The organism is Bifidobacterium moraviense (assembly GCF_012932365.1).
Lineage (GTDB): Bacteria > Actinomycetota > Actinomycetes > Actinomycetales > Bifidobacteriaceae > Bifidobacterium > Bifidobacterium moraviense.
Map to the genome: position 1 here is coordinate 1 of NZ_JAAIIH010000019.1, position 14346 is coordinate 14346.

The window sequence follows — 14346 nt, forward strand, 5'->3', positions numbered from 1 at the left end:
CGGGCTGCTCGGGCGTCTGCTTGGCGGCGGGCGCCGCGGAAGTGGCGGGCGCGGACTTGGAACCGCGCACGGTGACGCCCTCGGGGGCCTGACCGCCGGAGCGAGCCGCCTGAATGGTGGCCAGAAGGGCCGGCTTGCGCATCGTCGACGTACCGCGCAGACCCATCTGCTTGGCAAGCTCCTTGAGCTCGGGCAGCTTCAACTCTTCAAGATTCTGGCTGGTTGCCACTGTGGTATTGCCTTTCCTCGGCCTTGAGCCATGGCACATGCATGGCATGGGGCTTAAGCAAGATTACGGAAATGATTTCCGCCTGTGAATGCCGGCCGCTCTCACCAGCGAACCGAACTAGCCACACTGTACAACCTCATGCCGACCAACGCAAAACGCCTCATCGCATCGCGATGTCGCACCCCCGAAACGCCGCGATCCCCGCACCCAACGGGTACGGGGATCGCGATCGGCGCGGACGCCTCACGGCTCAGCGCAGCAGGCGCTTCACCGCCGACCATCCAGCTGCGAAATAGTCGTCAACGCGTGCGACTTCAAGGCGCACCGAGGGAAGGCGTACAACAGTACGCCGACCGAGAAGCCGTGCTACTGCACGGCCTTCGCGCCTTTGGCGGCCGCTCACCTCGCCTACGGACAGTCCACAGGACTGTCCGCTTCACGGCTCAGCGCCGGGGACGCTCCATCAGCGGCTATTTCGCGTGCCAAGGAGTCGACGATGCGTGCGACTTCAAGGCGCAGGAGACGAAGGCGTACGAAGGTACGTCGAGTCTCCTGCAACGCAGAAGGCGCTCCATCGTCGGCTACTTGGCCTCGTGGTAGGACTTGTCGGTGTTCACATTCCACACGTTCTTCTTCGAGGTCTTGCCCGTCTTGATGTTGGAGACGGCCTCGATGGCGGTGGCCATGGAGTGGTCCATGTTGTTGTAGCGGTGCTGGCCGTTGCGGCCGACGCAGTAGAGGTTGCCGAAGGAGTCGAGGTATTCGATGAGCTCGTCGATCTGGGAGTAGGTGTCGAAGTAGGCGGGGTAGGCCTTCTTGACGCGCTCGCGGTGGGCGTCGAGGACGTCCTGGGGGCCGTTGATGACGCGCATGCGGGTGAGCTCGTCGATGGCGAGCTTGGTGGCCTGCTCGTCGGTGAGGTTCCAGAAGTCGTCGCCTTCGTCGCAGAAGTACTCGAGACCGATCCAGACGGTGTCGTCGACGTCCTTGACGAGGTAGGGGCTCCAGTTGTTGAAGACCTGGATGCGGCCGACCTTGTAGCCGGGATCCTGGACGTAGATCCAGCAGTCGGGGACGATGGGCGGGTTGCCGAGGGTGGGGATGGAGGTGGTGTTCTTGAGCTTGAGGTGCTTGACGAGGAGGCCGACGGTGACGAAGTCGCGGTACGGGAGGCCGTTGGCGATGGTGGTCATGTCCTTGGGGGCCGGGGTAGCGGAGGCGTCGACGGCGTTGACGAGGTCCTTGACGGGCATGGAGGAGATGAACTGGTCGCCGGAGAGGGTGACGCGGTTGCCGTCCTTGTCGAGGTAGACGACGGAGGAGATGTGGCCGTCGGCCTGATCGATTTCGACGACCTTGGCGTTGGTGATGACGTTGACGCCGGCGTCGACGCAGTTGCGTTCGACGGTCTCCCAGAGCTGGCCGGGGCCGTACTTGGGGTACCAGAACTCCTCGATGAGGGAGGTCTCGACCTCCTTGTTGGAGCGCTTCTTGGGCAGGAGCTTGGCGAAGGCGTTCTTGAGGACGCCCATGATGGACAGGCCCTTGACGCGCTGGGAGCCCCAGTCGGCGGAGATCTCGGAGGGGTGACGGCCCCAGAGCTTCTCGGTGTAGCCCTCGAAGAACATGGAGTAGAGCTTGCGGCCGAAGCGGTTGATGTAGAAGTTCTCGAGGTTGGTCTCGGGAAGCTTGTGGATCATGGACTTGAGGTAGCTGAAGCCGGCCACCATGGTGAGCTTGAAGCCCATGGCCTTGAGGGTGTTGGGGCTGAGGCTGATCGGGTAGTCGAAGAAGCGGTGGTTCCAGAAGATGCGGGAGACGCGGTGGCGCTTGAGCATGACCTGGTCGGTCTTCTCCGGGTCGGGGCCGCCGGGCTCGAGGTCGTGGTGGCGGCCGAGCTTCTTGTCGTCGTAGGACGGGGCGCCCTGCAGGGGCAGGGTGTTCTTCCACCAATCCATGATGCGGTCGTCCTTCGAGAAGAACCGGTGGCCGCCGATGTCCATGCGGTTGCCGTTGTACTTCACGGTGCGGGAGATGCCGCCGAAGACCTCGGTCTCCTCGAGCACGGTGACGTCGTACTTTGCGGCGCCGCCGTCCTTGATGAGCTCCCACGCGGCGGTGAGGCCGGCAGGGCCGCCGCCGATGATCACGATGGACTGCTTGTCAGTCATGAATCCTCCTGATAATCACATTCCGGGCCATGGTATACGAACCGGTTCGACCATGGACGAACGTATGCCCCGATGCACACGAATACCTCAAGTATGCACCGGCGGCGGACCTGCCGCGCGCCGCGGGACGCGCGGCATGCGGCGGGATGGAGACTCGGATGCGCCGGATCGTCAGCGCATGGAGTCGGGGATGTCGATGTCGGTGTGCTGGACCTCCTCGACGTTGACGTCCTTGAAGGTGACGATGCGCACGTTCTTGACGAATCGGCTGGAACGGTACACGTCCCACACCCAGGCGTCGGTGAGCTGGACATCGAAGTAGACGTCCTGCCCGGCGGAACGCACGTTGAAGTCGACCTTGTTGGCCAGATAGAAGCGACGCTCGGTCTCCACCACGTAGGTGAAGAGCTTGATCACGTCGCGGTACTCGCGGTACAGGGCGAGTTCGGCGTCGGTTTCGTAGTTGTCGAGATCCTCGGCGCTCACTGTTCCTCCTCGTTGTCGCGCTTGCGGCCACGACCAAGGGTACGCCACCACGCCTGCTTGGACGACTTGGAATGGTTGTCGGAGCCGTAGGCCCACGACTGCGGGCGTCCGTCCGCGTTGCCGTCGGCGAAGCGGGCCTCGTCGTCGCGCTTCGCGCTCTCGGAGCGTGCGTCGCGCCCGTCGCGCGCACGGTCCGCGTCGCCGCGGATCGCCGCGGCGAGTTCGGAGGCCGCCGAGGCGCCGCCGTCCGCCCGCCCGTCCGCGGAATCGGAGCCGAGCGCGCCCTGCTGGATGGCCAGGGAGTGCTCGCGCGCGGCGAGCGCCTCCTTGACGCCGGGATTGTCGGTGATGAGGTGCAGGCCGAACGCGTCGAGCGAGGCGACCGGGTCGTACTCGTCGGCGAGGGTGCCCATGACGATCTGGTCCATGTACTTGTTGTTCTGGTCGTCCCACAGGGCGTCGCGCGAGGTGCCCTCCGGCACGAAGCCGAGGGAGCGGTAGACGGAGCGGGAGCGCGTGTTCTTCTCCGGCACGGCCACCCAGATGCGGTGCAGGCCCAGGCCCGCGGGGTGCGGCGCGAAGCCGTAGGTGAGGACGCGCGGCATGGCGTCGCGCGAGTAGCCGCGGCCGCGGTAGTCGTGGCCGAGCACCACCTGGATGCGGGCGGACTTGCCCCAGCCGTCGATGTCGATGAGGAAGACCATGCCGATCATGTTGCCGGTGGTCTGGGCGTCGCGTTCGCCGTCGCCGTCGTGGTCGGCGTTGGTCAGGACGGCCCACGCCATGGTGCGGCGGGCCTCGGGATCGCCCACGCCGGACTGCGCCGGCGTCTGGCCCTGCTCCCATGCCACGGAACGGTGGACCCACGCGTGCACCACGGCGCGTTCGGCGGCGGCGTCCTTGCCGGTGATGCCGGATGCGTTGTAGTAGGCGTCGAGTTCGTCCATGCGAGGCAGGTCCTCGAGCGTCGCGGGACGCAGCGTGACCATCTCTCCGCGGATTCCGGGTACGACGATGCTCGCCGGCAGCTCCCTTGAGTCGGCGATGTTGGGAATGATTTCACCGGCTTGTGACATTGGTTTCAACCCCCGATGTACTTCTGGCGTATGTGCTCATCATTATCAAGCCGTATGGCATCCTAGCGCAAGGGGCTGAATATCGGCTGGGAACGGGGTGTGCGCCGGCGCGGCCTTGCCGTGCGCGGCGGTCGGGGCTGCTGGGCCGCGGCGGCTCGAACGCTGCCGCAGCGGCTCGAACGCTGCCGCAGCGGCCAAGGCTCCCGATGCACGGCGGCAAGGAGACGTCCTGCGCTTCGGCTTGGGGCCTTGCTTGGAGGGTATCTGCGGAGTCAGGGGCAGATTTTCGGTTCTGTTGACAGATATCTGCAGAGTCAGGGTGCTCCGAAGGAGCATACCCGGATACCGGGCGTTGAAAAACCGCGGAATTCCGGTGCGCGATCCCCAGATACCACGAACGGAGGCACCCTGACTCTGCAGATATCTGCCCGCACGATGCCGAATCTGCCCCTGACTCCGCAGATACCGCATTGCCTTCGCGTATAGCGTGGCATCGTGCGGCGTCCCGCATCGCCGAACGGCATGCGAAGGGCGGCGCCCCGTCGCCGAGAGACGCCGCCCTGTCGTCATGGTCCCGCATCCCGCGCGGGATTGCTCGTCCGAGCCCGCGAACGGTCCACGGGACCGTCCGCGCAACGGCTCAGCGCGTTCAGCCCTTGATCTTGCCCATCACGATCTTGGTGACGGCCTTCGCGTCGGCCTGACCGCGCGTCGCCTTCATCACCGCGCCGATGATGACGCCCATCGGCTTCATGTTGCCGCTCTTGAGCTTCTCGACCACGTCGGGGTTGGCCTCGAACGCCGCGTCCACGGCCACCTCGATGGCGCCGGAGTCCTCGACGATCTTGTAGCCGTGCTTGGCCACGACCTCGTCCGGCGTGCCCTCACCGGCGAGCACGCCGGCGATGGTCTGCTTGGCGAGCTTGTCGTTGAGCTTGCCGTCGGCCACGAGCTTCTCCACCTCAGCCACGTCGGCCGGGGTGACGGGCAGCTCCTCGAGGGAGACGCCCTTGGCGTTGGCCTCGCGGGAGAGCTCGCCGAGCCACCACTTGCGCGCGCCCGCGGCGGTGGCGCCGGCCTTGACGGTCTCCTCGATCAGGTCGAGGGCGTCGGCGTTGAGGATGTCGCGCATCTGCAGGTCGGTGAGGTTCCACTCGGCCTTGAGGCGGTTGCGGCGCTCGCGCGGCATCTCCGGCATCTGGGCCTTGATCTCCTCGACGTGCTCCTTGGTGATGTGGAGCATGACGAGATCCGGGTCCGGGAAGTAGCGGTAGTCGTCGGCGTCGGACTTGACGCGGCCGCCGGCGGTGGTCTGCGAGGCCTCGTCCCAGTGGCGGGTCTCCTGCAGGATCTCGCCGCCGTCCGCCAGGATCGCCGCCTGACGGCGGATCTCGTACTGCAGCGTCTTCTCGATGCCGCGGAACGAGTTCACGTTCTTGGTCTCGGAACGGGTGCCGTACGGGTCGTTCGGGCTGCGGCGCAACGACAGGTTCACGTCGGCGCGCATGTTGCCCTGCTCCATGCGGGCGTGGGAGATGCCCAGCGCGCGCACGATGTCGCGGATGGCGCGCATGTAGGCGCCGGCGATCTCCGGAGCGCGGTCGCCCGCGCCCTCGATCGGCTTGGTGACGATCTCGATCAGCGGCACGCCGGCGCGGTTGTAGTCGACCAGCGAATGGTCGGCGCCTTCGATGCGGCCGTCGGCGCCGCCCACGTGGGTGTTCTTGCCGGCGTCGTCCTCGATGTGCGCGCGCTCGATCGGCACGCGGAACACGGTGCCGTCCTCAAGCTCCACGTCCAGATAGCCGTTGCCGTTGGTGGGCTTGTCGTACTGGGAGATCTGGTAGTCGCGCGGCATGTCCGGGTAGAAGTAGTTCTTGCGGGCGAACTGGCTCCACTCGTTGATCTCGCAGTGCAGGGCGAGGCCCAGCTTGATCGCGTAGTCCACGGCGGTCTTGTTGATCACCGGCAGGGAGCCGGGCAGACCCAGGCTCACCGGGGTGAGCTGGGTGTTCGGTTCGCCGCCGAACTCGATGTGGGCCGGGCAGAACAGCTTGGTGTTCGTGCACAGCTCCACGTGGGTTTCCAGACCGAAGACCGGGTCGAACTGCTTGCAGGCCTCGGCGTACTTCATCAGTTTTTCAGCCATGATGGTTTCGTTTCCTTGACTCTTCTAACGCTTCTTGCGCTTCTTGCCGGTCACTCGCCCAGCCACGGGGTCTTGAGGTCGTTCCAGATCGGACCGCCCCACTGCTCCTCCAGCGCGGCCTCGAGCGCGGCCGCCGGCTTGTACATGACCTCGTCGCGCTGCTGCGGGGCGAAGAACTGGAAGCCCACGGGCAGGCCGTCGTCGGACAGGCCGGCCGGAATGGACATGGCGGGCACGCCGGCCATGTTCGCCGGGATGGTGGCCACGTCGTTGAGGTACATGGTCAGCGGGTCGTTCATCTTCTCGCCGAACTTGAAGGCGGTGGTCGGCGACGTCGGGGAGACGAGCACGTCCACCTGGTCGAACGCGGCCTTGAAGTCGTTGATGATGAGCGTGCGCACCTTCTGCGCGGAGCCGTACCAGGCGTCGTAGTAGCCGGCGGACAGCGCGTAGGTGCCGAGGATGATGCGGCGCTTGACCTCGTCGCCGAATCCGGCCTCGCGCGTGTAGGCCATCATGTTGGCGGCGGTCTGCGGCACGCCCTCCGGCGGCATGACGCGCAGGCCGTAGCGCATGCCATCGTAGCGGGCCAGGTTGGAGCTCACCTCGGACGGCATGATGATGTAGTAGGCGCCCAGCGCGTACGGGAAGTGCGGGCAGGAGACCTCGGTGACCTCGGCGCCCATGGCCTTGAGCAGTTCGACCGCCTCGTTGAAGCGGGCCTGCACGCCGGGCTGGAAGCCTTCGCCGCCGAGCTCCTTGACGAGACCGACCTTGAGGCCCGTAAGATCGCGCCTGAGGCCTTCGCGCGCGGCGGCGGCCATGGGGCGGGGGCCTTCGGGGATGGACGTCGAATCGCGCTCGTCGTGGCCGCCGATGATCTCCTGCAGCAGCGCGGAGTCGAGCACGGTGCGGGAGACCGGGCCGATCTGGTCGAGCGAGGAGGCCATGGCGATGGCGCCGAAGCGGGAGACGCCGCCGTAGGTGGGCTTGACGCCCACGGTGCCGGTGAGCGAGCCGGGCTGGCGGATCGAGCCGCCGGTGTCGGTGCCGAGGGCGAGCGGAGCCTCGAACGCGGCGACCGCGGAGGCCGAACCGCCGCCGGAGCCGCCGGGCACGCGCTCGGTGTCCCACGGGTTGTGCGTGGTCTGGTAGGCGGAATGCTCGGTGGAGGAGCCCTGCGCGAACTCGTCGAGGTTCGTCTTGCCGAGGATCGGCATGCCGGCGGCCTTGAGCTTCTCGATGACGGTGGCGTCGTACGGCGGCACCCAGCCCTCGAGGATCTTCGAGGCGGCGGTGGTCTCGATGCCCTTGGTGACGATCATGTCCTTGATGGCGATCGGCACGCCGGCCAGTTCGGGCAGCGCGGCCTTCTCGTCGGCGGACTTGGCGTCGAACGCGTCGGCCTGCTCGAGCGCGACGTCGCCCGAGACCTTGAGGAACGCCTTGATGGACGGCTCGGCGGCCTCGATGACGGCCAGATGCGCCTCGACCAGCTCGCGGCTGGTGACCTCGCCGGCCTTGACCTTGGCGGCCTGCTCGGCGGCGGACAGCTTGACGAGCGCCGCGGTTTCGGTGGAAATGCTCATTGCCTTCTCACTCCTCGCTTCCCAGGATTCGCGGTGCCACGAACATGCCGGCCTCGGTCTTCGGGGCACCGGACAGCGCCTCCTCCTGCGTGAGCGGCGTGACGGCCACGTCCGGACGCAGATACGCCTCCAGCGGCACGGGGTTGGCGGTGGGCGGCACGTCGTCGGACGCGACTTCCTGCACCTTGTTGATGGAGTCTGCGATGACGTTCAGCTCGCCCTGCAGACGGGTGATTTCCTCATCGGTGAGCGCGATTCGGGCAAGATCGCCCAAATGCACGATTTCTTCGCGTGAAAAAGTAGGCATGGCCTTCACTATAGGTGCCGTATGTGACACGCAGGGGTCCTGCGCGCGAGGGCCGACCGGCATGCGGATGCGCGGGCGCGGGCGGGCGGCGAGACGCATGCGTCGGCACGGCGGCGGGAGCACGCGCATACGATTGGCCGCACATGGTGCCGCACGGCACCGCGTTCCAAGGAGGAGCCATGACCGGTAGCGTCGCAGCCGCATCGTCGCGATTCGTCAGCGCATGGGATCGGACGCTCGACGCATCGCCCGCATACGCGTTCCGTCCGTTCCGTCCCTTCGCCCCCGCCGCCGACCGCGACGCGTGGGCATCGCTCCCCCGCGATCTGGCGGCGCTGTACGCGCGGCGCGCAGCCGAGCATCGGGACCGCCCATGGCCGCGGCCGCTGGCGCACGACTGGGCGCGGTTCTTCCGCGACGGCGACCGCAGGACCTACGAGACGCAGTACGGCGAGATGCGCCGGCGCGTGGCCGACGACCTCATGGCGTTCGGCGTGGCCGGTCCGGACGGCGAGCGCGGCAGGACGCTGCTGGAGGACATCATCGACGGCGTGACGCTGATCTGCGACCAGTCGGCGTGGCAGGTGCCGGCGCACAACGCGTACGTGCGCGATGCGCCGCAGCTGCCGTGGCCGGATCCGGACCGTCCCGTGCTCGACCTGTTCGCCTGCGAAACCGGGCAGCTGCTCGCCTCGGCGCTGTACCTGCTGGGCGGGGCGCTGCCCGAGCCGATCCGCCGGCGCATCGGGCGCGAGCTGGCGCGGCGCATCGTCACGCCGTACCTGACCGACCGGTTCTGGTGGATGGGCGAGGGCGACGGCCCCACGAACAACTGGACCACGTGGTGCACGCAGAACGTGCTCGCCACGGCGTTCCTCGCGCCGTTCGACGACGCGACGCGCCGCCGCGTGGTGACGCGCGCCGCCGCGAGCCTGGACGCGTTCGTGGACGAGTACGGCGACGACGGCTGTTGCACCGAGGGCGCCGGCTACTACCATTCCGCGGCCCTGTGCCTGTTCGGCGCGATGCGCATCCTCGCCGAGGCGGCGCCCGAGACGTTCGCGCCGCTGTGGGGCGACGCGAAGATCGCGAACATCGCCACGTACATCGCGCGCGTGCGCATCGGCGAGAACCTGTACCTCAACTTCTCGGACTGCTCGATCCACGCCGGGCTCATGGGCATCCGCGAATACCTGTTCGCCCGCATGGTGGGCGACGGCGAGATGGCGCGCACGGCGGCGACCGAATGGGCGCACGCGCTGGAGCTCGAGTCCGGCGCCTCCGCCGGCGGAAGCGGCACCGGACTCGACCCGATGGCCCGCATCGGCGCGCTGAACCCGATGCTCGAGGCGGGCGCGGCGCGGGACATGCTGCGTCTCGCCGAGGACGGCGACGGCCAGGACGATCGCGCCGGTTGTGCCGGGCACGGCGAATCCGCCGGGTGTGCCGGATCTGCCGGGCGCGCCGCAGCCGAGCCTCCCGAGACGTACTTCCCCAGCACCGGCATCGCGGTGCTGCGCGGCGGCGGCTTCGCCGTGGGCGTCAAGGCGGGCCGCAACGGGTTCAGCCACAGCCACAACGACACCGGCAGCGTGATCGTGTGGCGCGACGGCGCGCCCGTGCTCATCGACCCCGGCGTGGAGACGTACACGCGGCAGACGTTCTCGCCGCGGCGCTACGATCTGTGGACCATGCAGTCGTCCTGGCACAATCTGCCCGACTTCGACGGCGTGATGCAGGAGGCGACGCCGTCGTGCGAGGCGCGCGACGTGCGCGTGGCGTTCGGGACGGACCGCAGCGTCGTCGAGGCCGATCTGACGCATGCGTGGCCGGCCGCGGCGGGGCTGGGGTCGTATCGACGCGACGTGACGCTGGACAAGGCGGCGCGCACGCTGACGATCCGTGATGATGCGGACGGCACGTTCGGACTCGCGACCATGCATCTGATGACGGCGGTCGAGCCCGTGCGTCTCCGCGGGAAGGACGCCGATGCGCCGTCCGGGGAGCACGGGACGTCCGCGGAGGCCGTTGCATCCGCAGGGGCCGTGACGTTCCGGGTCGGAGAGGCGCTGCTCGCCATCGACCGGTCGGCGGAGACGGATGGGTGCGCGCTCGGCGATGTCGTCGTCGAGCCGAAGCCGCTGGACGACGCCAAGCTGCGCGGCGAGTGGAAGACCGACCGTCTGTGGCGCATCAACGTGCCGTTCCGGGGCGCGCTGCGCGTCACCGTGCGCTGAGCGGCGGCTGGATATCCCCCATTTCGTGTCCATCCGCCGCGTATCTGCAGAGTCAGGGGCAGATTTCGCGTTTTGCGGGCAGATATCTGCAGAGTCAGGGGCATTCCGTCGGATATGCGCGGTCGGGCGACGTCAGACGATCATTGGAATTCCGCCGTTTCCGCTGAACCGAATGCCTCGTCTGATGCCGCGTGTTCGCTCAGAGGCACCCTGACTCCGCAGATATCTGCCGGTGGATTCCCGAATCTACCCCTGACTCTGCAGATAGCGTGCCCTGACGGCCGACGAACGGGAAGCGTCCGCGCGGATTCGGCATCCTTCCCGTCCGAGTCCCGTCTTTTCCGATGCCCATTGCCGCGCATCGGTGCCGCCGCACCGACTTCCACCTGCGATCGTGGTACGCCGACGCGCGGCGACATGCATCGGCACGACGGTACGCGTCACTTCACGTCGGCGCGACGGAGCACCAGCAGGCCGATCGCGTACATCGCCGCGGCCCATGCCGCGAAGATCAAGCCGGCCTGCCACCACGTCGGGTCGAAGTACTTGTCCTCCGTGGAGACGACGCCGAGCACCGCCGCCGTCATCGGCGACTCGCCGCCCGCGTCGGGGCCGGACAGAAACGCGCTCATCACCGAGCTGGGCAGGCAGTTGCCGATGCTGGTGACCGCCGAGCGCAGCTTCTCGTTGAGCGAGGCGACGCCCAGCACGGACGGCAGGATGGACCACAGACCGATCAGCGCGAACACGCCGCCCACGGTGGACCGGCAGATCGCGCCGAGGCCCAGCGCCATGACGGCCATGACCATGCCTGCCGCGGGTGCGCCGAGCAGACAGATCATCGGCAGCGCGCGGTACGCATCGTCCAGCGGCGTGATCTCGATGCCGCCGAGCACGACCCGGGCCGCCACCCACGCGAGCGCGACGCCCACGAGCGTGGTCGCGAACGCCATCAGCGCCGCGACGACGCCCTTCGCCGCCAGATACATGCCGCGGCGCGGATTGGCCACGAATCCCGACTGGATGGTGAGGTTCGTGTACTCGCTCGTGATGGCCATGACGCCGAAGATGCCGATCACCACCGCGGCCGTGGGCACCATGACGGTCGTGGACAGCCACACGCTGGACTCCTCGATGGGCCGCGGCGTGTCCAGCGTGGTCATCGCGCCGGTGGCCGGATCGTAGCTGATGGAGGCCATCGCCTTGTACGAGGCCGCGGAGATGGCGCCGCCGGCCACGATGAGCAGCGCGGCGATGACGAGCAGCCAGTACGTGGACTTGATCGACAGCAGCTTGGTGAGCTCGGAACGCACGCTGCCGAGGAAGCCGAGCCGCAGGCGTCCGGCGGACATGCGGCGTCCGGTCGTGTAGCCGTTGCTGACATTGCTGCCGTTGCCGGGGTTGTTGGGGTTGTTGCCGTTGCTGACGGCGGTGGACGGAGCCGGGGCCGATGCGGGAGCGCTCATCGGGTGACCTCCTTCGGGGATGCTGCGGGTCGGGCGGGAGACGCGGGCGGGACTGGCGGCATTGCGGACACGGGTGCCGGTCCGGGAGCCGGAGTGGGTGCCGGAGTGGAAGCCGGAGCGCCGTATTGGACGGGTTTCTGCCCGGGCACCTCGCGGTTCGCGTATTGGACCTCGCCGTGAGTGAGGGTCATGTACGCCTCCTCGAGCGAGGCACGCTCCTCGACGAATTCGTAGGTGACGAGCCGCGTCTGCGCGAACACGCGGGCAGCGGTCTCAAGGTCGGCGCCGGAGATGCGGAACACTTCGCCGATGGCCGGATCGGACGTCCTGCGCTCGACCGGCTCGACGGTGACGTCGGGCGCGGAGGCGAAGATGGCCCTGAGCCTGTCCGGTTCCGGCGTGGCCACGCGCAGCGCGTGCGCGGAATGCTCGGCCACGAAGTCCGCGACCGTGGTGGTCTCGAGGATCCGGCCCTGTCCGATGATGACGAGGTTGTCCGCGGTGAGGGCGACTTCGCTCATGAGATGGGAGCTGAGCAGCACGGCGCGTCCCTGTCCGGCGTAGAACCGGCACAGTTCGCGCACCCATTTGACGCCTTCGGGGTCGAGGCCGTTGACGGGTTCGTCGAGGATGAGGTTGCGCGGGTCGCCGAGCAGCGCGGCCGCGATGGAGAGACGCTGGCTCATGCCGAGGCTGAATGCGCCGGCGCGGCGTCGTTTGACGGAGGCGATGCCGGTGAGGTCCATGACCTCGTCCACGCGGGAGACCGGGATGCCGTTGGTCTGCGCCAGAGCCTTGAGGTGTGCGTAGGCGGAACGGCCCTTGTGCGCCGACTTGGCGTCGAGCACCGCACCGACCGCGGCCATGGGCGCCTTGGCGGAGCGGAAGGGGCTGCCGTCGATGAGCGCGCGTCCGGAGTCGGGGGCGATGAGTCCGAGCGCCGCCCGCATGGTGGTGGATTTGCCGGCGCCGTTGGGGCCGAGGAAGCCGGTGACCTTGCCGTCCTCTGCCGTGAAGCTGACGTCGTTGAGGACCGGCTTGCCGCCGAATCGTTTGCTGATGTGTTCGATGGTGATCATGCGTGCTCTCCCCTTGTCTGCCCGCATTGCTCGCTGTTCTGGTTCCGGTGGTTGGATTGGTTGGGTCTGGTCGGATTGGTCGGATTCGGTCGGCCGGTCTGGTTTGGACCGGTTCCGGTCGGCCGGCAATCGGTCGGCCGGATACGGCATGTTTGCGCGTATCGTCCCCGTTGCCTGCTCCGCCGGTGTGCGGACGATGCGCTGCGCCGCTCATCGTGGGCAAAGTTGAGTTCAGTCTAGCAGCGCGGGCGACGCGACGATAGGGTCCCGGCGGATTATTGATCTCATGCGGCCGTCGATGCCGATGACGGCTCTCGCGATCCCGATACGCCAGAGGGAGCCTTCGGGCTTCGACCGTTGCCGAGCCTCCTCTGCCGGGGCCGCAGGCTGCGCGTTCCCATCCTCGTCGGGGCATGATGCTGCCGCCGGTGTCGAGTATCCTCGCCCTGCCTGCCGTGTTCTGCTTGCCGCGACGCATGCCGCGACGCATGCTTCGGCGCGCGACCATGTGTGCCGGTGCGCGGCGCATGCCGACGCGTCGTGCACGGCCATTAGTGTCATGCCGGCTCGGTTCGGTCGGGCGCGGGCTGGGCGCAATGTCCGTGCTGGGCTATCCAGCTGTGCATGGCCACGGCCGCGGCGGCGCCGGCGTTGATGGAGCGCACCGATCCGAATTGGGAAATGTACACCACGTCGTCCGCCAGTTCGAGCGCCTTCTCGCTCAGTCCGGGTCCTTCCGCGCCGAAGAGCATGAGGCAGCGTGCGGGGAAGCGGTAGGTTTCGATGGGGACCGCGCCGGGGATGATGTCGAGCGCGATGACGCGTGCGCCCCGCAGTTCCCTGATGCGCGCGTCGGCGGCGTCCACGGCCGCGAGCGCGCGGGCGGCGGATTGGGAGTCCCCGGTCTCCGACGCCCAATGGGCGTGGATGGCGGCGGACTGCGCGTCCGCACGTGCGGCGGCGATCTCGCCGGCGATGCGGTACCGCCACGCCTCCACGAGTTCGGCGATGGACGGATGATGCTCGACGTGCTGGTACAGCTCGGTCATGAGCGCGCCCTTGCGATTCCATTTGTGCGGTCCGACGATGTGGACGCGGCGCGCGGTGAAGGCGTTGGCCGTGCGCACCATGGAACCGATGTTGAAGTCGTGCGTCCAGTTCTCCACCGCGACTTCGAAGTCGTGCCGTCCTCTGGCATCGAGGTCCTCCCTGATGGCCTCGACGGTCCAGTACCGATAGCGGTCGAGCACGTTGCGCCGGTCGCCGCCGTCGAGCAGCGCCGTGTCGTAGCGTCCGTCGTAGCCGGGCGAGTCCGGATCGTCGGGGCGCGGTTCGCCGGGATGGACCTCGCTCCACGGGCCGAGCCCGACCTCGCGGAACGTCGGTTCGCCCGAGGCCTTGGAAGCGACGGTGATGGGATTGGGTTCGCGCATGTTCGATGTCACCTCAATGTCGTCCTGCCGCATATTCCACGGCCGCGTATTCCATGAGCCGTGAGCCATGGCCCGGCCGCCGGCAGTCGGTCAGTCGGTCAGTCGGTCGTGGGCCGTTCGATGA

General features: G+C 67.8%; 11 protein-coding genes. 1 reads left to right on the top strand and 10 read right to left on the bottom strand.

The window, feature by feature from the left end:
- The 7 genes from G1C96_RS10320 to gatC all read right to left on the bottom strand — a co-directional run.
- Positions 1-229, bottom strand: a 229-nt coding sequence (locus G1C96_RS10320) for a Rho termination factor N-terminal domain-containing protein (protein WP_335341947.1), incomplete at its 3' end; no start/stop codon positions are given.
- A gap of 581 nt (positions 230-810) precedes the next feature.
- Positions 811-2400: an NAD(P)/FAD-dependent oxidoreductase gene (locus G1C96_RS09135; RefSeq protein ID WP_169276288.1), complete on the bottom strand. Its 1590-nt coding sequence runs from the start codon at positions 2398-2400 to the stop codon at positions 811-813.
- Between the two features lie 171 nt (positions 2401-2571).
- Positions 2572-2886, bottom strand: coding sequence for a DUF2469 domain-containing protein (locus G1C96_RS09140; protein WP_169276289.1), 315 nt, complete (start codon positions 2884-2886; stop codon positions 2572-2574).
- Positions 2883-3962 carry a GNAT family N-acetyltransferase gene (locus G1C96_RS09145; RefSeq protein WP_169276290.1) on the bottom strand — a complete coding sequence of 360 codons (1080 nt, stop codon included), beginning with the start codon at positions 3960-3962 and terminating at the stop codon, positions 2883-2885. The genes G1C96_RS09140 and G1C96_RS09145 overlap by 4 nt, the downstream gene beginning before the upstream one ends.
- Before the next feature lie 649 nt (positions 3963-4611).
- Positions 4612-6111 carry an Asp-tRNA(Asn)/Glu-tRNA(Gln) amidotransferase subunit GatB gene (gatB, locus tag G1C96_RS09150; RefSeq protein ID WP_169276291.1) on the bottom strand — a complete coding sequence of 500 codons (1500 nt, stop codon included), beginning with the start codon at positions 6109-6111 and terminating at the stop codon, positions 4612-4614.
- A gap of 50 nt (positions 6112-6161) precedes the next feature.
- Positions 6162-7694 carry an Asp-tRNA(Asn)/Glu-tRNA(Gln) amidotransferase subunit GatA gene (gene gatA, locus G1C96_RS09155; RefSeq protein ID WP_335341948.1) on the bottom strand — a complete coding sequence of 511 codons (1533 nt, stop codon included), beginning with the start codon at positions 7692-7694 and terminating at the stop codon, positions 6162-6164.
- A gap of 13 nt (positions 7695-7707) precedes the next feature.
- Positions 7708-8007, bottom strand: a complete 300-nt coding sequence (gene gatC / locus G1C96_RS09160; protein WP_169276293.1) for an Asp-tRNA(Asn)/Glu-tRNA(Gln) amidotransferase subunit GatC — start codon at positions 8005-8007, stop codon at positions 7708-7710.
- Between the two features lie 179 nt (positions 8008-8186).
- Here gatC and G1C96_RS09165 point away from each other — a divergent pair, with 179 nt between their 5' ends.
- On the top strand, positions 8187-10244 hold the full coding sequence (locus G1C96_RS09165) for a heparinase II/III domain-containing protein (RefSeq protein WP_169276294.1): 2058 nt from the start codon (positions 8187-8189) through the stop codon (positions 10242-10244).
- A gap of 440 nt (positions 10245-10684) precedes the next feature.
- Here the strand turns inward: G1C96_RS09165 and G1C96_RS09170 are convergent, their stop codons facing one another.
- From G1C96_RS09170 to G1C96_RS09180, 3 genes are all read right to left on the bottom strand, one after another.
- Complete coding sequence (locus G1C96_RS09170) at positions 10685-11710, bottom strand: permease of ABC transporter system (protein WP_169276295.1); 1026 nt, start codon at positions 11708-11710, stop codon at positions 10685-10687.
- Positions 11707-12789 (bottom strand): ATP-binding cassette domain-containing protein, encoded by a 1083-nt coding sequence (locus G1C96_RS09175; protein WP_169276296.1) that lies wholly within the window; start codon positions 12787-12789, stop codon positions 11707-11709. The genes G1C96_RS09170 and G1C96_RS09175 overlap by 4 nt, the downstream gene beginning before the upstream one ends.
- A gap of 557 nt (positions 12790-13346) precedes the next feature.
- Positions 13347-14222, bottom strand: coding sequence for a TrmH family RNA methyltransferase (locus tag G1C96_RS09180; protein ID WP_169276297.1), 876 nt, complete (start codon positions 14220-14222; stop codon positions 13347-13349).
- Positions 14223-14346: the final 124 nt, after the last annotated feature.

Coding starts and splice junctions, on each gene's coding strand:
- G1C96_RS09175 (WP_169276296.1), bottom strand. CDS start 12,789: ATGATCACCATCGAACACATCAGCAAACGATTCGGCGGCAAGCCGGTC.
- G1C96_RS09180 (WP_169276297.1), bottom strand. CDS start 14,222: ATGCGCGAACCCAATCCCATCACCGTCGCTTCCAAGGCCTCGGGCGAA.
- G1C96_RS09135 (WP_169276288.1), bottom strand. CDS start 2,400: ATGACTGACAAGCAGTCCATCGTGATCATCGGCGGCGGCCCTGCCGGC.
- gatC (WP_169276293.1), bottom strand. CDS start 8,007: ATGCCTACTTTTTCACGCGAAGAAATCGTGCATTTGGGCGATCTTGCC.
- G1C96_RS09170 (WP_169276295.1), bottom strand. CDS start 11,710: ATGAGCGCTCCCGCATCGGCCCCGGCTCCGTCCACCGCCGTCAGCAAC.
- G1C96_RS09165 (WP_169276294.1), top strand. CDS start 8,187: ATGACCGGTAGCGTCGCAGCCGCATCGTCGCGATTCGTCAGCGCATGG.
- G1C96_RS09145 (WP_169276290.1), bottom strand. CDS start 3,962: ATGTCACAAGCCGGTGAAATCATTCCCAACATCGCCGACTCAAGGGAG.
- gatB (WP_169276291.1), bottom strand. CDS start 6,111: ATGGCTGAAAAACTGATGAAGTACGCCGAGGCCTGCAAGCAGTTCGAC.